The following is a 17,952-nucleotide window of genomic DNA, read 5'->3' on the forward strand; positions in this document are numbered from 1 at the left end:
GCGGACCCTCTTACCGAACCCCTTCTCACACCACGGAATTCCCGAACATTCGCCACCATGGTCGAAACATTCGGCACTCATCGGCCGGGCGGGCCACCCCCTGTTCGAACCGGGCGCCCCGGGACCACGGCCGGCCGCGCGGGGCGCCGGTCAGTCCGCCGCCACCGACTCGAAGCGCCAGCGGTGCACCGCGCGTGTGATCAGCTCCCCGTCCGGTTCCGGGAGTTCGGGGAGGTCGGCGTCGTACGGGGCGTCCCACCAGGTGATGACCAGAACGCGGTCCTGCGGGGCGCGGAAGGTCTCGCGGCGCAGCGGAGAGGCGGGCAGTTCCTGGGCCCGCGCCCAGGTCAGCAGCTCCTCGCCCCGATCGGGCACCGCCCGCGCCTCCCACATCAGCGCGACGGTCATGAGTACAGGTTCTCCTTGCTGACCTCATGAACGTGATCGTGGTCGTGGCTGCGGGTGTGGGCCTCGCCCGGGACGTGGGGTTCCGTCACCGGGAGGGACGAGTCGGCGGACAGGTCCCAGTCGGAGACGGCCCGGCCCCGGGCGACCATCTCCGCGCCCAGGGCGGCCACCATCGCACCGTTGTCCGTGCACAGCTTGGGGCGCGGCACGCGCAGCCGGATGCCGGCCGCCTCGCAGCGCTCCTGGGCCAGCGCCCGCAGCCGGGAGTTGGCGGCCACTCCGCCGCCGATCATCAGATGGTCGACACCCTCGTCCCTGCAGGCGCGTACGGCCTTGCGGGTGAGCACGTCCACGACCGCCTCCTGGAAGGAGGCCGACACGTCACGCACCGGCACCTCCTCCCCCGCCGCCCGCTTGGCCTCGATCCAGCGGGCCACGGCCGTCTTGAGGCCGGAGAAGGAGAAGTCGTACGCCGGGTCGCGCGGACCGGTGAGCCCGCGCGGGAACGCGATCGCCTTCGGGTCCCCCTCGCGCGCGTACCGGTCGATGACCGGGCCGCCGGGGAAGCCGAGGTTCAGCACGCGCGCGACCTTGTCGAAGGCCTCACCCGCCGCGTCGTCGATGGTGGCGCCCAGGGGGCGGACGTCGGAGGTGATGTCCGAGGACAGCAGCAGCGAGGAGTGCCCGCCGGACACCAGCAGCGCCATCGTCGGCTCGGGCAGCGGCCCGTGCTCCAGCTGGTCGACGCAGATGTGCGAGGCGAGGTGGTTGACGCCGTAGAGGGGCTTGCCCAGGGCGTAGGCGTACGCCTTGGCCGCCGAGACGCCGACGAGCAGCGCGCCGGCGAGACCCGGACCGGCGGTGACGGCGATGCCGTCCAGGTCCCGGGCGCTCACCCCCGCCTCCTTCAGCGCGCGGTCGATCGTCGGCACCATCGCCTCGAGGTGTGCCCGGGAGGCGACCTCCGGGACGACGCCGCCGAAGCGGGCGTGCTCGTCGACGCTGGAGGCGACGGCGTCGGCCAGCAGGGTGGTGCCCCGGACGACTCCGACACCGGTCTCGTCGCAGGAGGTCTCGATCCCCAGCACCAGGGGTTCGTCAGCCATGGGTCTCGGTTCCTTCTACGCCGTTCACGGGGTTCGTCGGGTCCTGCGGGTCCTGCGGGTTCATCGAGTTCGGCGGGTTCTCAGAGGTCGCCGGGTCGGTCAGCCGCATCACCAGGGCGTCCACGTTCCCCGGCTGGTAGTAGCCCTTCCTGACCCCGATGGTCTCGAAGCCGAAGCGCTCGTACAGCCTCTGGGCACGGACGTTGTCGATCCGGCACTCCAGGAACACCTCGGCGCACTCGAACGCGGTCGCCGCCCGCAGCAGTTCCGTCAGCAGCCGCGAACCGAGGCCGGTGCCCCAGTGGTCCCGGGTGACGGCGATGGTCTGGACGTCGGCCACCCCGGCGGTGTCCCCGCCGGAGGCTCCGTCCCCGCCGGACGCCCCGTCGCCGTCGGGCTGCGCACCCGCGGCGGTGAGCCCCGCGTATCCGACGAGGCGGTCGTCCTCCTCGGCGACCACATACCTGCGGGTCGCGGCGGGCCCGCGCGCATGGGCCAGCTCGGACCAGAACATCCCCCGTGACCAGGCGTCCTCGGGGAACAGCTCGCGCTCCACCTGGAGCACGGGTTCGATGTCCCACCAGCGCATCTCACGCAGTACGGCGTTCTCGGGTCCTGTCACTTGGGGGTGACCACCTTGTAGTTCTTGGGGACCTGGGCATCGGGCCGCCGCAGATACAGCGGCCGGGGCGCGGGCAGTTCCTCCCCCGCCGCCAGCCGCTCGGCGGCCAGCCGGGCGAGGGCGGCGGCCGACACGTGCTCCGGCTCGTGCGCCCTGGGGAAGGTGTCGGGGTACAGCAGCGCGCCCGCGCCGACCGCGGGCAGCCCCGCGACCTGCCCGGCGATGTCGGCGGGGCGGTCGACGGCGGGGTCGGTGAGGCGGGTGCGGGAGTCGGCGTAGCGCGCCCAGTAGACCTCCTTGCGGCGGGCATCGGTCGCCACGACGAAGGGGCCCTCCAGGTCGGCGGCGTAGGCGAGGCCGTCCAGCGTGCACACACCGTGCACGGGGACGCCGAGCGCGAGCCCGAAGGTGTCCGCGGTCATCAGGCCGACCCGCAGCCCGGTGTACGGACCGGGACCGATGCCGACGACGATCCCGGTGACGGCGCCCATCGTCAGGCCGGCTTCGCCGAGCACCCGGTCGATCGCCGGGAGCAGCAGCTCGCCGTGCCGGCGGGCGTCCACCTGGCTCGAGGAGGCGATGACGTCGTCGCCGTCGTGCAGCGCGACGGTGACGGCGGGGGTGGCGGTATCCAGAGCGAGCAAGAGCACACAAACAGCCTACGGCTCCCCACGGCCCGTGTCGGACGACCCGGTCGGACGGCTACGTACTGCTACCGTCGCATCGGCGTACGCACAATTCCGGTTCATTCCTGACATTCGACGACAGACGGCAGCCGGCAGCCGTGGGACTGGGGTGAGGGCGGTGGCGGGCAACAGCTCGGCGATCGTGGCGGGACTGACCGCGGCCGCCCTCGCGATGGTCGCCTTCCTCGGTCACCAGGCGGCGTCGAGCGCCTCGGCCCGCCCGCACGCCGCCCGCGCGGGCACCTCGCCGGGCGCCGTGCGGGCGGACCGGGGCGCCGATGCCCCGGGCGGCGCAGACGGCTCCGGCACCCTCACCGCGCCACCCGGGGACTCCGGCCGGGGCACCCGGGTCGTGTACGCGCTGAACACCGACCGGGTGTGGCTCGTCGACAAGAACGACAAGGTCAAGCGCACCTTCACGGTCAAGCCCGGCACGGTGGACCCGGAGCCGGGCACCTACCGGGTCACCTCGCGCTCCGGGAAGATCACCGGATCGGACGGTGTCCCGGTCGAACACGTCGTCCGCTTCGCCGACAGCGACGGCACGGTGATCGGCTTCAGCGCGGCCGTCGACGGCTCGGACCCGGAACTCGACCCGAAGGTCCGCACGGGCGGTGTCCGCGAGACCCGGGCGGACGGCAGGGCGCTGTGGAAGTTCGCGACGATCGGCCGCACGGTCGTCGTCGTCCGATAGCCGCCGACAGCCCGCCCTTACAGGTCAGGCGGCGTCGCGGTGGGTGCCGACCGGCTCCGTGGACCGCGACTGCGGCAGCGGTTCGGGGGCGCGGGGCGGGGTGGAGACCGCGGCGGCGGCCGCACCGGCGGCCAGCAGATCCCGCATCGAAACCCCGGTGAACGGCTGCGGCCGTGTCTCGGTCGTCCGGCGAGAGCTCTCGATGGACGGCATGGACGCCTCCTGGGACCGGGGGCGGACGTGGTTAGGTAGACCTAACCACGAGCTGGATACCATGTGACCACGCCCGGGACACCGAACGCAACATCATGCCGACACCTCGTCGGAACGTACGGAGAACATACGGGGAAGCCGCCTCCGCCCGGCCTCCTTTCGACCTCCCCTCGACCTCCCGCGCCGGTGCCTCCCGGCTCAGGCCGACAGCACGCTCAGGTCGATGCCCGCCCAGCGCTCGCCCAGACCGGTCAGCGTCACGTGCCGCACCTCGTCCGTCGTGTCGCCGACCGCGCGGTGGATGACGAGCTGGAGCCGGTCCTCGGTCAGTTCCTCGATCCTTCCCTCGCCCCACTCCACGACGATCACCGACTCGGGCAGCGAGACGTCGAGATCGAGGTCCTCCATCTCGTCCAGTCCGCCGGAGAGCCGGTACGCGTCGACGTGGAGCAGCGGCGGACCGTCCCCCAGGGACGGGTGGACGCGGGCGATCACGAACGTCGGTGAGGTGACGGCACCGCGCACCCCGAGCCCCTCGCCGAGCCCGCGGGTCAGCGTGGTCTTGCCCGCGCCCAGCTCACCGGTGAGCATCACGAGGTCGCCGGCGCGCAGCAGCTTGGCGAGCTTGCGGCCCAGTTCCCGCATCCGCTCAGGGGAGTCGACGACCAACCGGGCGGACGGGGGCGACGCCGCGACTTCTCTCATCATCACTCACTCGCAGTAGTACGGTAAAGACACCCCGCAAGGGGTCGGTTCGGGCCGGACCGCAGCCGAAGGCCGGAAGCCGCCCTCGTCAGGGGGAGGCGGAGTCACAGGCACCCACGGTAGTGGTGGTCACCGCCCCGGCGCGGGCAAGCAGATCGACGAGGCGGTCGGTGACGACTGCCGGGTGCTCCAGCATGACGAGGTGTCCGGTGTCCGGCACCAGCACCAGCTCTGCGTCCGGCAGAACGTCCGCGATCGCCTCGCTGTGCTCGCTGGGCGTCACCAGGTCCCGCACCCCGGCCAGCACCAGCACCGGGAGATCGGCGAAGCGGGCGAGGGCGTCGGCCTTGTCGTGGTCGCTGAACGCCGGGTAGTACTCGGCGACCACGTCGATCGGGGTGGCCTCGATCATCCGCTCGGCGAAGCGGGCGACGGCCGGGTCGATGTCCCGGGTCGCGAACGAGTACCGCTTGATGACTCCGGCGAACAGGTCCGCCGTGGCCCGGCGCCCCTTCTCCACCAACTCGGCCCGCTGCCCCAGCGCCTTCAGCACCCCGGGCAGCACCCGCCGCACCGCGTTGACCCCGGCCACGGGCAGTCCGAAGTTGACCTCGCCGAGCCGCCCCGACGACGTGCCGACGAGGGCGACACCGACGACCCGCTCGCGGATCAGCTCGGGGTACTTGTCGGCGAGGGCCATCACCGTCATCCCGCCCATGGAGTGCCCGACCAGCACGAGGGGGCCCTCGGGGGCGGCGGCGTCGATGACCGCCTTGAGGTCCTGTCCGAGCTGGTCGATGGTGACCGGCTCGCCCCGTTCCGTCTGGGCCGCGCCCCGCCCGGAGCGGCCGTGGCTGCGCTGGTCCCAGTGCACGGTCCGGACGACGCCCCTGAGCGCGGCCCGCTGGAAGTGCCAGGAGTCCTGGCTGAGGCAGTAACCGTGGCTGAAGACGACGGTGGCGGGGGCGGGCGCCCCACGGCCGAACAGCCGGCGGCGCCGTGCGGGAGCGGGGGCGAGGTCGGGATCCAGGTCGTCGACCTCGTAGTACAGCTCCGTGCCGTCCTCGGCGTACGCCGTGCCGGGGGTGCCGCGCAGCGAGCCGTAGGGTCCCGTGGAGTCGAGGGCGAGCCGGGCCTTCTTGCGTATGCCCCGGCCGACCGTCATCCGTTCTACGGCGACGCCCGCTGCGGCGCCCGTCGCGAGCACGCCCAGCGCGACACCGGCGACACCGGTCGCCCGGCGCCAGCCGCCGGACGCCGCGGCAGCGGAGTCGGCGGCCGCCGTGACGGCGGTCGTGACGATCTCCGCGCTGCTCTCGCTCACGTACGCGCTCCTCCGTTGTCTCCGTGCCTGCCGTGTCCGCGCCCATGGCAGCGCGTCCACGTCCGTCGCGTCTACGGCGCCGTATTCACATGGACGCGCGGAACGCGGGTTCCGATCCGGGTGACGATCTCGTACCCGATGGTGCCCGCGGCCTGCGCCCAGTCCTCGACGGTGGGTTCGCCGCGGTCGCCGGGGCCGAAGAGGATCGCCTCGGCGCCCGCCCGGAGTTCGTCCCCGCCCAGGTCGACGGTGAACTGATCCATCGCGATCCGCCCCGCGACCGTGCGCCACTTGCCCTCGACCAGCACCGGACCGGCGGAGGAGGCGTGCCGCGGGATGCCGTCCGCGTAGCCGAGCGGGACGAGACCGAGGGTGGTCGCACCCGGGGTGACGTAGTGGTGGCCGTACCCGATGCCCTCTCCGCCCGGGACGTGCTTCACCAGGGCGAGGGAGGCGGTCAGGGTCATCACCTGGCGCAGCCCGAAGTCGGCGGGGGTGCCGATCTCGGGGCTGGGCGAGACGCCGTAGAGCGCGATGCCGGACCGGACGAGGTCGAAGTGGCTCTCGGGGAGGGTGAGCGTGGCGGCCGAGTTGGCGATGTGCCGGACCTCGGGGTCGATGCCCTGCTGCTCGGCCTGCGCCACCATCTCCCGGAAACGGGTGAGCTGGGCGTCGACGGAGGGGTGCCCCGGCTCGTCGGCGCAGGCGAGGTGCGACCACAGGCCGACGACGCGCAGCAGTCCGTCGGCCTCGGCGCGCAGCGCCCCGGCGATCAGCTCGGCCCAGTCCCCGGGCACGCAGCCGCCCCGCCCGAGGCCGGTGTCGGCCTTGAGGTGGACACGCGCGGGCCGTCCGGCGAGACGTGCGGCCGCGGTGACCTCCTCCAGCGCCCACAGGCCGCTGACGGACACGTCGAGATCGGCCTCGATCGCCTCCCGCCAGGGCCCGCCGGGCGTCCACAGCCAGCACATGACGCGTACGTCGTCCGGCACCCCGGCGCCGGGCGCGCGCAGCGCCAGGGCCTCCTGCGGAGTGGCCGTACCGAGCCAGGTCGCCCCGGCCTCGACGGCCGCCCGCGCGCACGGGAGCGCGCCGTGCCCGTAGCCGTCCGCCTTGACCACGGCCATGAAGGCGGCGCCGGGCGCGTGGGCGCGCAGGCTCCGCACGTTGGCGCGCAGCGCGGCCAGGTCGATCTCGGCGCGGGCCCGCAGCGTCGCGCCCCGCACAGCATCTGTCTCGTTCATCGTGCCCCAGTGTCTCAGAGGGGTAGGCGGCCCCACCGGGAGCGGTAGGCGACTCCCGGGCGGTCCCTCCCCGGACTCCCCCCTCCCCTCCCCCCGGCCTCCCGGTCTCACCCGCGCACGACGTCCCGCCAGGCCGCCGGGAGTGCCTCCGCCACGTCGTGCGCCCCCACCGGCGCGCCGTCCGCCGCGAACCGTGCGGCGAGGCCGTGCAGGTAGGCCGCCGCACTGCCCGCGTCCAGCGGCGGCAGTCCGGCGGCCAGCAGCGAGCCCGCCAGCCCGGACAGGACGTCCCCGCTCCCGGCCGTGGCCAGCCAGGACGTGCCGGTCGGGTTCACCCGTACGGCCGTCACCGCCCGGGCGTCCGTTCCGGCGCCCGGATCGGCGACCAGCGTCGTGGAGCCCTTGAGCAGCACGGTCGCCCCGTACCGTCCGGCCAGTTCACGCGCCGCGGCCAGCCGGCCGCCCTCGACCTCCTCCCGCTCCACGCCGAGCAGCGCGGCGGCCTCGCCGGCGTGCGGGGTCATCAGGGTGGGCGCCCGGCGGGCCCGTACGGCCGAGACGTCGGCCAGCCGCAGCCCGTCCGCGTCGATCAGCACCGGCACGTCCGCCGCCAGGACCTCCGCCACGGGCCCGGCGTCGTCACCGGCCCCGGGCCCGACGACCCACGCCTGCACCCGTCCGGCGTGCTTCGGCCCCCGGTCGGACACCAGCGTCTCGGGGAAGCGGGCGATCACGTCCCGCGCGGCGGGACCGACGTACCGCACGGCCCCGGCACCGCCCCGCAGCGCGCCGGACACCGCGAGCACGGCCGCGCCGGGGTAGCGGGCGGACCCGGCGGCGACCCCGACGACGCCACGCCGGTACTTGTCGCTCTCCGCGCCGGGCACCGGCAGCAGCCGTGCCACGTCGGCGTGCTGGAGCGCCTCCAGCACCGGCTCGGCCGGCAGCTCCAGCCCGATGTCGACGAGCCGTACCGACCCCGCGTACTCCCGTGCCGGATCGACGAGCAGCCCCGGCTTGTGCGTCCCGAAGGTCACCGTGAGGTCGGCCCGGAGCGCGGTGCCGCGGACCTCGCCGGTGTCCGCGTCGACACCGCTCGGCAGGTCGACGGCGACGACCGCGGCACGGGACCGCTCGGCGGCCTCGGCGAGCGGCACCGCGTCCGGCCGCAGCCCGCCCTTGCCACCGATCCCGACGATGCCGTCCACGACGAGATCGGCCCGCCGGATCAGCGCCTCGCCACCGCCGGTCCCCACGGCCCGGCCCCCCGCCCCGCGCAACGCCGCGAGCCCGGCGGGATGGGCGCGCTCCGGCGCGAGCAGCACCGCCGTGACGCCCGCGCCGCGCCGGGCCAGCCGGGCACCGGCGTAGAGGGCGTCGCCGCCGTTGTCCCCGCTGCCGACCAGCAGGACGACCCTGCTGCCGTAGACCCTGCCGTGAGCCCGCCCCAGCAGCTCCGCGCAGGCCGCGGCGAGCCCGGCGGCGGCGCGCTGCATCAGCGCGCCCTCCGGCAGCCGTGCCATCAGTTCCCGCTCCGCCGCCCTGACCGTCTCCACGCTGTACGCAGTACGCATACGTCCGAGTGTCCCGTATCGAACGGTCCGACTCCCGTGTCCGGGAAGCGGTCCCGCGCCTCGCACGCCGGTCGAAAGTTGTCGGGGGCCGTACTCCCGCCGCATCCGTTGACGGCGTGCCGCGCCCTCGTCACACTCACACGCCCCACCGGATGAATCGATTCAGTCGAATCGGTTCGACTGAACCGGTCCGACTGAACCGGTCCGACGAGAGAAGCAGAGGAAGCAGGAGACCCATGGGACGCAGAGCCGCACTCCTCGCCGCAGCCGGCGCCACCGCACTCCTCACCACCACGGGCGTACTGACGGCCCCGGCCACCGCCGCCCCCACCCCCGCCGCAGCCCCCGCGCAGGCCGCGGCGGCCTGCGGCGACGGCTCCTACCAGGCCGAGGCCGTGCAGAGCGGCAGCACCTGGACCGCCCGGCGCGGCAGCAGCGTCGTCCACACCGGCACCGACCTGCGTGCGGCCGTCCAGGCGGCGATCGGCAGCCTGTCCGCCGGCCGCACCTCCAAGGAGCGGGTGGTGGTCCGCGGCTCCGGCTCCCTGTCCGCGGGCTCCCGCATCTCCCTGCCGAGCTACACGGTCCTCGACGTCTGCGGCACCATCAACGTCACCGGCAGCGGCTCCGGCGACCAGGCCCCGGTGTACTCCCGCGGCACCCGCGACGTCGAGGTGCAGCACCTGAACGTCACCGGTGCCCCGCTCTACGGCATCTTCCTGCGCAACGTGCAGAACGTGGTCCTCGGCCAGATCGACATGCGCCTCTCGGGCGGCCTCGGCGTCCGGATCGACAACCGCGGCGACACCAGCCAGTGGACGCGGAACGTCCGGATCGACGACGTCTACGTGTCCGGCGCGTCCAGCCACGCCGTGGAGACGTACGGGGTCGACGGCCTCACCGTCGGCACCGTCACCGCCCGCAACGTCGGCGAGTCCGGACTCCTCCTCAACCAGACCGTCAACGCCACGGTCACCAAGGTGGACGCGGAGAACGCGGGCACCGGCACCGGCTACGCCGCCTTCCGCATGGCCAACCGCAACGGCCGCATCGGCAGCTCGTACGCGACCAACATCCGCGTCGGCGAGGTCGTCGCGCGGGGCGGCGGGCGCGGGGTGTTCTGCGTCTCGGAGAGCGGCGGCGCGACGATCGACCGGATCAGCCTCTCCCACACGGGCAACAACGCGATCCTGATCGAAAACTGCTACAACGTGAACCTCGCCGCGCAGAGCGGCACCGTCACGGGCGGCGGCGAGATCCGGCTGGCCGCGCGCACGGAGTTCGCGAACAACCGGGACATCACCGTCCAGAACCTGACGGTGACCAACTCCTCGATCCGTGAGAACCCCTGCGGCGAGAACATCACGTTCCGCAACAACAGGCTGGTCAACAGCAGCCAGTCCATCTGCTGACAGCACCAGAAGCGGCCGGCGACCGGCCGGACGGACGAGATCTGTCCGGCCGGCCGGTCACCGGCGCCGCTGACGCAGCAGCCGTACGATCCGCACCAGCGCGAACACCACGACCAGCACGGCCACGGCGCCGAGGAGCACCTGCCCCCACACCGACAGCTCGGCCCCGGCTCCCCCGACCCCGGGAAACCCCGGCGGGATCCGGTCCACGGCGGCCACCGTCACCCCTCCGCGACCACGACCGCCGAGGCCACGCCGGCGTCATGGCTGAGCGAGACGTGCCACGACCGCACGCCCAGTTCGGCGGCCCGCGCCGCCACCGTCCCCTTCACCCGAAGCCGGGGCTGCCCGCTGTCCTCGCAGTACACCTCGGCATCGGTCCAGTACAGCCCGCCGGGCGCCCCGAGCGCCTTGGCCAGCGCCTCCTTGGCGGCGAACCGCGCGGCCAGCGAGGCGACCCCGCGCCGCTCCCCGCTCGCCAGCAGCAGCTCGCTCTCCACGAACAGCCGCCGCGCGAGCCCGGGCGTCCGCTCCAACGACGCCGCGAACCGCTCGATCTCGGCCACGTCGATCCCGACCCCGATGATGCTCATGACGAGCACTTTACGGCGGTGCGGGGCGGTGTACTGCGGTGCCGGGGCCCGGCGGGTTCACTCGACCGTGACCGACTTCGCCAGGTTCCGGGGCTGGTCGACCTCGTTGCCGCGGGCGGTGGCGAGTTCGCAGGCGAAGACCTGCAACGGCACCGTGGCCACCAGGGGCTGGAGCAGGGTCGGGGTCGGCGGGACGCGGATGAGGTGGTCGGCGTAGGGGGTCACCTCCTCGTCACCGTCCTCGGCGATGACGATGGTGCGGGCACCCCGGGCGCGGATCTCCTGGATGTTGGAGACGATCTTGTCGTGGAGGACGGAGCGGCCGCGGGGTGAGGGGACGACCACGACGACCGGCAGCCCGTCCTCGACCAGGGCGATCGGGCCGTGCTTCAGCTCGCCCGCGGCGAAGCCCTCCGCGTGCATGTAGGCGAGCTCCTTGAGTTTGAGCGCGCCCTCCAGGGCGACCGGGTAGCCGACGTGCCGGCCCAGGAACAGCACCGTGTCCTTGTGGGCGAGGGTGCGGGCGAGTTCCCGTACCGGTCCCATCGCCCCCAGGACGCGCTCCACCGACCCGGCGATGGAGGACAGGTCCCGGACGACCGCGCGGATCTCGTCGCCGTACTTCGTGCCGCGGACCTGGGCCAGGTACAGGGCGACCAGGTAGCAAGCGACCAGCTGGGTCAGGAAGGCCTTGGTCGAGGCGACGGCGACCTCGGGGCCGGCGTGGGTGTAGAGCACGGCGTCCGACTCGCGCGGGATGGTCGAGCCGTTGGTGTTGCAGATGGCCAGGACCCGGGCACCCTGTTCGCGGGCGTGCCGCAGGGCCATCAGCGTGTCCATGGTCTCGCCGGACTGGGAGACGGCGATGACCAGGGTCTGCTGGTCCAGGATCGGATCCCGGTAGCGGAACTCGCTCGCCAGCTCGACCTCGCAGGGAATCCGCGTCCAGTGCTCGATGGCGTACTTGGCGATCAGCCCGGCGTGGAAGGCCGTGCCGCAGGCGACGATGACGACCTTGTCGGCCTCGCGCAGCGCCTCCGGGGGGATCCGCACCTCGTCCAGGGACAGGGTGCCGAAGCCGTCGATGCGGCCCAGCAGGGTGTCGGCGACCGCCTTCGGCTGCTCGGCGATCTCCTTGAGCATGAAGGAGGCGTACCCGGCCTTCTCGGCGGCGGAGGCGTCCCAGTCGACGTGGTACGTGCGGACGTCCGCCGGGGCGCCGTCGAAGCCGGTGACCGTGACTCCGTCCCGGCGCAGCTCGACCACCTGGTCCTGGCCCAGCTCGATCGCGGAGCGGGTGTGGTCGATGAACGCGGCGACGTCCGACGCGAGGAAGGACTCGCCCGCGCCGACGCCCACCACGAGCGGCGAGTTGCGGCGGGCGCCGACCACCCTGTCCGGCGCGTCCGCGTGGACGGCGACCAGGGTGAAGGCTCCGAGCAGACGGCGGCAGACCAGGCGCATCGCCTCGGCCAGGTCGGCGCAGGAGGAGAACTCCTCGGCGAGCAGGTGGGCGACGACCTCGGTGTCCGTCTCGGAGGCCAGGTCGTGGCCGCGCCCGGCGAGCTCGGTCCGCAGTTCGGCGAAGTTCTCGATGATGCCGTTGTGGACGACGGCGACCCGGCCCGCGTTGTCGAGGTGCGGGTGGGCGTTGGCATCGGTGGGGCCGCCGTGCGTGGCCCAGCGGGTGTGGCCGATGCCGGTCGCCCCGGTGGGGAGCGGCCGGGCGGCCAGTTCCTTCTCCAGGTTGACCAGTTTCCCGGCCCGTTTCGCCGTGGCGAGCCCGCCGTCCGCGAGGACGGCCACGCCCGCCGAGTCGTAGCCCCGGTACTCCAGCCGTTTCAGTCCGGCCGTCACGACGTCCAGCGCCGACTGCGGCCCCACGTATCCCACGATTCCGCACATGCCCGGCAGCTTATGATCCGTCAGACGCCGGACAGGGCCGCCGCGTGCCCGAAAGCGGAAATTCCCACCGGTGCGCGAGGCACCGGTGGGAACGGAGGGGTGCGTCAGCCGAGCTTGGCGAGCTGGACGTCGGAGATCCGCGTCGGGAAGGGGGCCTTCTCGCCGGCGACGATCCCACCGAAGTTGATCGCCGAGAAGCCGGTGACGGTGGCGCCGGTGCGCGCGACGACGATCTTGACGGGCGCCTCGACGCCCTCGTCGGCGGCCATCGTCACGGTGATCTCGACGGACTCGTCGGCGCCCTTCGGCCCCTCGGCCCTGGCAGCCTTCAGGAACTTGAGCTTTTCGCCGGCGGCGGTGGCGGTGAAGCCCCCGGCGCACTTCTCGACGGCGGCGTCGACGTCCTTCATGACCTGCTCGGCGCCGCCGTCCTCATAGGAGGCGAGCGTGACGAGGACCTTGTCCACGGCGAGGGCGGCGGCCATGGCCTCCTCCGGGTCCGTACCCTCGGCGGGCTTCTTCGCCTCACCGGTCCAGGACCGCTTGACGGTGGCGGCGGGCGAGCCGACCGGGACCGCGGCCTGCAGGTTGGCGAGGGTCTGGCACGCCTCGTCGTCCGCCTTGACCTTGTCGGCGCTCAGGTCGTCCGTCGCGGGCACCTTGGTGACCACCTTGCCGTCCTTCACGTCGGCCTGGACCAGCGCGGCCTTCTCCAGCTCGGCCGCGGTCAGCGCCTTGGCCTCGGGCGCGGCGGAAGCGGAGGCGTCGGCCTTGCCCTCGTCTCCCTTGCCGCTGTCGCTGTCGCCGTTGCCACCGCAGGCGGTGACGAGCAGGGCGAGCACGGCGGCGGAGACGGCGAGAGCGGGACGGCGGACGGCAGTGGTTCTCACGTGGGAAAACTCTTTCCTCGAAGATGCGGAGGGCTCCGCGGCACAGGGCACGAAATATAGTCACCGCCCCTTCACGAACGATCATCGAAAGATCACTCGTAGGGGAACCGTGACAGCCACGTGATCTTGCCTCGTGCCTTCGCCGTTACGGTCAGGTCCGCTCTTCCCGCCGCGCGGGGAGAGGCCGCGCATCCGGCAGCGGACGGCGGGGCCGATCCGGACCACGGTGCGCTCCACCCGGCGCCCCGGCCGTGACCGTGGACTCGACGGCGGCCCGGGCCGCTGCGAAACGCCACACGCGATGCGCGGAAAAGCCGGACACGGGGCACGCGGCTTCTCACAACTCCCCTCGGTTCGTCTCCGCTCCCCCTCGCCGCGTGACGCAGCCCACGCACCATCCCGTTCGAACTCCGTTAACAATGGACCGTGATCTCACCGGCCTCCTCGACTTCCCGGAGCGCCCACCGGCAGCGGTCGGAGGCGACTCCCTACCTCGACCTCACCCGTGCCGAGTGGAGCGCCCTGCGCCACAAGACGCCGCTGCCGCTCTCCGCCGACGAGGTGGAACGGCTGCGCGGTCTCGGTGACGTCATCGACCTCGACGAGGTGCGGGACATCTACCTCCCGCTGTCCCGGCTGCTCAATCTCTACGTCGGCGCCACCGACGGCCTCCGCGGCGCGCTGAACACCTTCCTCGGCGAACAGGGCTCCCAGTCCGGCACCCCCTTCGTCATAGGGGTCGCCGGTTCCGTCGCCGTCGGCAAGTCCACCGTCTCCCGTCTGCTCCAGGCCCTGCTGTCCCGCTGGCCCGAGCACCCGCGCGTCGAGCTGGTGACCACGGACGGGTTCCTGCTGCCCACCAAGGAGCTCCAGGAACGCGGCCTGATGTCGCGCAAAGGCTTTCCCGAGTCGTTCGACCGCCGCGCGCTGACCCGTTTCGTCGCCGACGTCAAGGCCGGCAAGGACGAGGTGACGGCCCCGGTCTACTCCCACCTCATCTACGACATCGTCCCCGGGGAGCTGCTCACCGTGCGCCGCCCGGACATCCTGATCGTCGAGGGGCTGAACGTCCTGCAGCCGGCGCTGCCCGGCAAGGACGGCCGTACCCGCGTCGGTCTCGCCGACTACTTCGACTTCAGCGTGTACGTGGACGCCCGCGCCGAGGACATCGAACGCTGGTACCTCAGCCGCTTCCGCAAGCTGCGCGCGACCGCCTTCCAGGACCCGTCCTCGTACTTCCGCAGGTACACGCAGGTCTCGGAGGCGGAGGCGCTCGACTACGCCGCCACCATGTGGCGCACCGTCAACAAGCCCAACCTGGTGGAGAACATCGCCCCCACCCGCGGCCGCGCCACCCTCGTCGTCCGCAAGGGCCCGGACCACAAGGTCCAGCGCCTCCGGCTGCGCAAGCTGTGACGGCCACGCCACCGCCGTGTCCCACCCGCGCCCGACCGCACCGGCCGAGGAGGACGCGGCCGTGGCCCTGAGCCACGGCGGGACGGCGCAGGCCCGGAGCCCCGCCGAACAGCTCCCGCTCGACCGCCGGGCGTCACCGCCGCCGGCGCTCTGCCCCGCCGGCCCAGAAAAGCTTCCGGGCCGGCCGAGGGTGCGCCGGTGCGGACCCCCGGCGTCCCGGCCCGGGGTCTAACCCAGCGCCGACTTCACCACGTCCGCCAGGCGTCCCGCGACCGTGCGGGCCTGGTCGATGTCGGCGGCCTCGACCATCACACGGACCAGCGGTTCGGTGCCCGAGGGGCGGAGCAGCACGCGGCCGGTCCCGCCCAGCTCGCGCTCGGCCTCCGTCACGGCCTCGGAGAGCTCCGCGGAGGTCTTCACCCGGGACTTGTCCACGTCCGGCACGTTGATGAGCACCTGCGGCAGCCGCTCCATCACCGAGGCCAGCTCGCTCAGCGGACGCCCGGTCTCGGCGACGCGCGCCGCCAGCAGCAGACCGGTGAGCGTGCCGTCGCCCGTGGTCGCGTGGTCGAGGACGATGACGTGGCCGGACTGCTCGCCGCCGAGGGCGTAGCCCTTCTCCTTCATCTGCTCCAGGACGTACCGGTCGCCGACCGCGGTCTGGACGAAGTGGATGCCTTCGCGTTCCATGGCGAGCTTGAAGCCGAGGTTGGACATCACGGTCGCGACGACGGTGTCGGAGCGCAGTGCGGAGCGCTCCCGCATCGCCAGGGCGAGCACGGCGAGGATCTGGTCGCCGTCCACCTCGGCACCGGTGTGGTCGACGGCCAGGCACCGGTCGGCGTCGCCGTCGTGCGCGATGCCGAGATCGGCCCCGTGCTCGACGACCGCGGTCTTCAGCCGGTCCAGGTGGGTGGAACCGCAGTCCTCGTTGATGTTCAGCCCGTCCGGCTGGGCGCCGATGGTGATGACCTCGGCCCCGGCCCGCGCGAACGCCTCCGGCGAGACCCGGAAGGCGGCGCCGTGCGCCTCGTCGAGGACGATGCGCAGGCCGTCCAACCGGTTCGGCAGGACGCCGACGAGATGGGAGACGTAGGTGTCGAGCCCCTCCTCGTAGTCCCGCACACGGCCCACACCGGCTCCGGTCGGGCGGTCCCAGGGGGCTCCGGTGCGGTGCTCCTCGTACACGGACTCGATCCGGTTCTCCAGCTCGTCGGCGAGCTTGTGGCCGCCGCGCGCGAAGAACTTGATGCCGTTGTCCGGCATGGCGTTGTGGCTCGCGGACAGCATCACACCGAGATCCGCGCCGAGCGCTCCGGTGAGGTGCGCCACGGCGGGCGTCGGCAGCACGCCGACCCGCAGGACGTCCACGCCGGCGCTCGCCAGCCCGGCGACCATGGCGGCCTCCAGGAACTCACCGGACGCCCGCGGGTCGCGTCCGACCACGGCGGTCGGCCGGTGCCCTTCGAACGTGCCCGCCTCGGCCAGTACGTGCGCGGCGGCCACGGAGAGACCCAGTGCCATCTCGGCGGTCAGGTCCGCGTTGGCGACACCGCGCACCCCGTCCGTGCCGAAGAGTCGTCCCACTTGTCCTCCTGAGGAAGCGTCAGTATCGAGGCCGTGTCGAAACCGTGTCGACGGCCATGGCGAAAGAGGTACCGAAGGCGGAACCGGGGACGGTGCCGGAAACGGTGCCGTGGTGTCGGCCGGGGCGTTGTGAGCTGTACCGAGGGGTTCGACCGGTCGGCGCGTTCGACGGTTGCGCTGCCGGTGCGGTGTTCGGGTGTTCGGGGTGTTCGACGGTCGCGCTGCCCGGGCTGCTCCCGCACCTACGGTCCACGGCGGGCGCCACCCGACCATCCGATCACATTAGCCTTCGAGTGCCTTGTGCCGTTATACGCCTGCCGTAGTGAGAAAACGAACGCCCCGGCGGCACTGTGACGTGCCGCCGGGGCGTTCGGAGTACGTGCAGGGGCAGCTGCAATCAGCGCTTGCTGTACTGCGGGGCCTTGCGGGCCTTCTTCAGACCGGCCTTCTTCCGCTCGACCGCGCGGTCGTCGCGGCGCAGGAAGCCGGCCTTCTTGAGCGCGCCGCGGTTGTTGTCGACGTCCGCCTCGTTCAGCGCACGGGCGACACCGAGGCGGAGCGCACCGGCCTGGCCGGAGACGCCGCCACCCGAGATGAGGGCGACGACGTCGTAGCGACCCTCGAGCTCGAGCACCTTGAAGGGCTCGTTGACTTCCTGCTGGTGCACCTTGTTCGGGAAGTAGTCCTCGAGGGTGCGACCGTTGATCTTCCACTTGCCGGAGCCCGGGATGATCCGGACGCGGGCGATGGCGTTCTTGCGACGGCCCAGGCCGGCGGCCGGCTGCGGCTCGCCGAAGTGGGAGGCCATGGACTCCGAGGTGTACTCGCCCTCGACGGGCACCTCGGACTCGGTGGTGTAGCTGTCGATGTCGATCTCTTCGAGCGGCTGCTCGGCAGTGGTCTCGGCCACGATGCTCCTCAGATTCTGTTCGGTCTTAGGGGGTGGCCGGACTTACTGCGCGACCTGGGTGATCTCGAACGGCACCGGCTGCTGGGCAGCGTGCGGGTGCTGGTCGCCTGCGTAGACCTTCAGCTTCGAGAGCATCTGACGGCCCAGGGTGTTCTTGGGGAGCATGCCCTTGACGGCCTTCTCGATGGCCTTCTCGGGGTTCTTCTCCAGCAGCTCGTCGTAGCGCACGGAGCGCAGACCGCCCGGGTAGCCCGAGTGGCGGTACGCCAGCTTCTGGGTCCGCTTGTTGCCGGAGAGGTGCACCTTCTCGGCGTTGATGATGATGACGAAGTCACCGGTGTCGACGTGAGGGGCGTAGATCGGCTTGTGCTTGCCGCGCAGGATGGAGGCCGCAGTGGAGGCCAGACGACCCAGGACGATGTCCTGAGCGTCGATGACGTGCCACTGGCGCGTCACATCGCCGGGCTTGGGGCTGTACGTACGCACGGTTCGTAGCCTTCGCTTCTTCAGTGAGTGGTCCTGACATGGTCACCGAAGACGATCACGACAGCCCTGACCGCACTGCGGTGACGCAAACCGCGTGCTGGTCGCTGGTCATCGGCCCGGTGGACCGGTGTAAGGGCCCCTCACGTGAGAATGAGCAAGCCAATACACATAACAAAC

At 72.5% G+C, this 17,952-nt stretch carries 19 protein-coding genes; 3 read left to right on the top strand and 16 right to left on the bottom strand.

From position 1 onward, the window contains the following. Positions 1–150: 150 nt before the first annotated feature. The 4 genes from ACTWJ9_RS12830 to tsaB are packed head-to-tail and all read right to left on the bottom strand — an operon-like array spanning position 151 to position 2,786. Positions 151–408: a hypothetical protein gene (locus ACTWJ9_RS12830; RefSeq protein ID WP_279334400.1), complete on the bottom strand. Its 258-nt coding sequence runs from the start codon at positions 406–408 to the stop codon at positions 151–153. Further along, complete coding sequence (gene tsaD / locus ACTWJ9_RS12835; protein WP_279334401.1) at positions 405–1,514, bottom strand: tRNA (adenosine(37)-N6)-threonylcarbamoyltransferase complex transferase subunit TsaD; 1,110 nt, start codon at positions 1,512–1,514, stop codon at positions 405–407. The genes ACTWJ9_RS12830 and tsaD overlap by 4 nt, the downstream gene beginning before the upstream one ends. Then, a complete protein-coding gene (locus ACTWJ9_RS12840) occupies positions 1,507–2,136 on the bottom strand; it encodes a GNAT family N-acetyltransferase (RefSeq protein WP_279334402.1) in 630 nt (209 codons plus the stop codon). Before ACTWJ9_RS12840 ends, tsaD begins: the two co-directional genes overlap by 8 nt. Beyond that, entirely contained in the window at positions 2,133–2,786 is a 654-nt protein-coding gene (tsaB, locus tag ACTWJ9_RS12845; RefSeq protein WP_279334403.1) for a tRNA (adenosine(37)-N6)-threonylcarbamoyltransferase complex dimerization subunit type 1 TsaB, read from the bottom strand. Before tsaB ends, ACTWJ9_RS12840 begins: the two co-directional genes overlap by 4 nt. Positions 2,787–2,940: 154 nt before the next feature. Between tsaB and ACTWJ9_RS12850 the strand changes: the two genes are divergently transcribed. Further along, on the top strand, positions 2,941–3,516 hold the full coding sequence (locus ACTWJ9_RS12850) for a hypothetical protein (protein WP_279334404.1): 576 nt from the start codon (positions 2,941–2,943) through the stop codon (positions 3,514–3,516). Between the two features lie 24 nt (positions 3,517–3,540). Here ACTWJ9_RS12850 and ACTWJ9_RS12855 read toward each other — a convergent pair whose 3' ends face one another. From ACTWJ9_RS12855 to ACTWJ9_RS12875, 5 genes are all read right to left on the bottom strand, one after another. Continuing rightward, positions 3,541–3,729: a hypothetical protein gene (locus ACTWJ9_RS12855; RefSeq protein ID WP_279334405.1), complete on the bottom strand. Its 189-nt coding sequence runs from the start codon at positions 3,727–3,729 to the stop codon at positions 3,541–3,543. Between the two features lie 198 nt (positions 3,730–3,927). Further along, positions 3,928–4,437, bottom strand: coding sequence for a tRNA (adenosine(37)-N6)-threonylcarbamoyltransferase complex ATPase subunit type 1 TsaE (gene tsaE / locus ACTWJ9_RS12860; RefSeq protein ID WP_443295880.1), 510 nt, complete (start codon positions 4,435–4,437; stop codon positions 3,928–3,930). Between the two features lie 85 nt (positions 4,438–4,522). Continuing rightward, positions 4,523–5,758 (bottom strand): alpha/beta fold hydrolase, encoded by a 1,236-nt coding sequence (locus ACTWJ9_RS12865; RefSeq protein WP_387039513.1) that lies wholly within the window; start codon positions 5,756–5,758, stop codon positions 4,523–4,525. A 71-nt stretch (positions 5,759–5,829) separates the two neighbouring features. Next, positions 5,830–7,002: an alanine racemase gene (alr, locus tag ACTWJ9_RS12870; RefSeq protein ID WP_279334408.1), complete on the bottom strand. Its 1,173-nt coding sequence runs from the start codon at positions 7,000–7,002 to the stop codon at positions 5,830–5,832. A gap of 107 nt (positions 7,003–7,109) precedes the next feature. Further along, on the bottom strand, positions 7,110–8,576 hold the full coding sequence (locus ACTWJ9_RS12875) for an NAD(P)H-hydrate dehydratase (protein ID WP_387039511.1): 1,467 nt from the start codon (positions 8,574–8,576) through the stop codon (positions 7,110–7,112). 236 nt (positions 8,577–8,812) lie between these two features. Between ACTWJ9_RS12875 and ACTWJ9_RS12880 the strand changes: the two genes are divergently transcribed. Then, positions 8,813–9,988, top strand: a complete 1,176-nt coding sequence (locus ACTWJ9_RS12880; RefSeq protein WP_443295735.1) for a hypothetical protein — start codon at positions 8,813–8,815, stop codon at positions 9,986–9,988. A gap of 57 nt (positions 9,989–10,045) precedes the next feature. On the opposite strand, the gene ACTWJ9_RS12885 is transcribed toward ACTWJ9_RS12880, so the two are convergent. The 4 genes from ACTWJ9_RS12885 to ACTWJ9_RS12900 all read right to left on the bottom strand — a co-directional run bounded on the left by ACTWJ9_RS12885 (position 10,046) and on the right by ACTWJ9_RS12900 (position 13,376). Next, a complete protein-coding gene (locus ACTWJ9_RS12885) occupies positions 10,046–10,207 on the bottom strand; it encodes a hypothetical protein (protein ID WP_279334411.1) in 162 nt (53 codons plus the stop codon). A 2-nt stretch (positions 10,208–10,209) separates the two neighbouring features. After that, on the bottom strand, positions 10,210–10,581 hold the full coding sequence (locus tag ACTWJ9_RS12890; protein ID WP_202275787.1) for a holo-ACP synthase: 372 nt from the start codon (positions 10,579–10,581) through the stop codon (positions 10,210–10,212). Between the two features lie 57 nt (positions 10,582–10,638). Further along, positions 10,639–12,486, bottom strand: coding sequence for a glutamine--fructose-6-phosphate transaminase (isomerizing) (gene glmS / locus ACTWJ9_RS12895; RefSeq protein WP_279334412.1), 1,848 nt, complete (start codon positions 12,484–12,486; stop codon positions 10,639–10,641). A gap of 104 nt (positions 12,487–12,590) precedes the next feature. Further along, on the bottom strand, positions 12,591–13,376 hold the full coding sequence (locus ACTWJ9_RS12900; protein WP_443295736.1) for a hypothetical protein: 786 nt from the start codon (positions 13,374–13,376) through the stop codon (positions 12,591–12,593). Between the two features lie 426 nt (positions 13,377–13,802). Here ACTWJ9_RS12900 and coaA point away from each other — a divergent pair, with 426 nt between their 5' ends. Further along, positions 13,803–14,792: a type I pantothenate kinase gene (coaA, locus tag ACTWJ9_RS12905; protein WP_279334414.1), complete on the top strand. Its 990-nt coding sequence runs from the start codon at positions 13,803–13,805 to the stop codon at positions 14,790–14,792. Positions 14,793–15,020: 228 nt separating this feature from the next. Here coaA and glmM read toward each other — a convergent pair whose 3' ends face one another. The 3 genes from glmM to rplM form a co-directional block, all read right to left on the bottom strand. After that, positions 15,021–16,379 carry a phosphoglucosamine mutase gene (glmM, locus tag ACTWJ9_RS12910; RefSeq protein ID WP_279334415.1) on the bottom strand — a complete coding sequence of 453 codons (1,359 nt, stop codon included), beginning with the start codon at positions 16,377–16,379 and terminating at the stop codon, positions 15,021–15,023. Positions 16,380–16,776: 397 nt separating this feature from the next. Further along, complete coding sequence (gene rpsI / locus ACTWJ9_RS12915; RefSeq protein WP_279334416.1) at positions 16,777–17,289, bottom strand: 30S ribosomal protein S9; 513 nt, start codon at positions 17,287–17,289, stop codon at positions 16,777–16,779. A 42-nt stretch (positions 17,290–17,331) separates the two neighbouring features. Further along, positions 17,332–17,775 (bottom strand): 50S ribosomal protein L13, encoded by a 444-nt coding sequence (gene rplM, locus ACTWJ9_RS12920; protein WP_279334417.1) that lies wholly within the window; start codon positions 17,773–17,775, stop codon positions 17,332–17,334. Between the last annotated feature and the right edge of the window lie 177 nt (positions 17,776–17,952).

Origin of the sequence: Streptomyces sp. GDS52, from assembly GCF_052246875.1 — a bacterium.
Classification (GTDB): domain Bacteria; phylum Actinomycetota; class Actinomycetes; order Streptomycetales; family Streptomycetaceae; genus Streptomyces; species Streptomyces cathayae.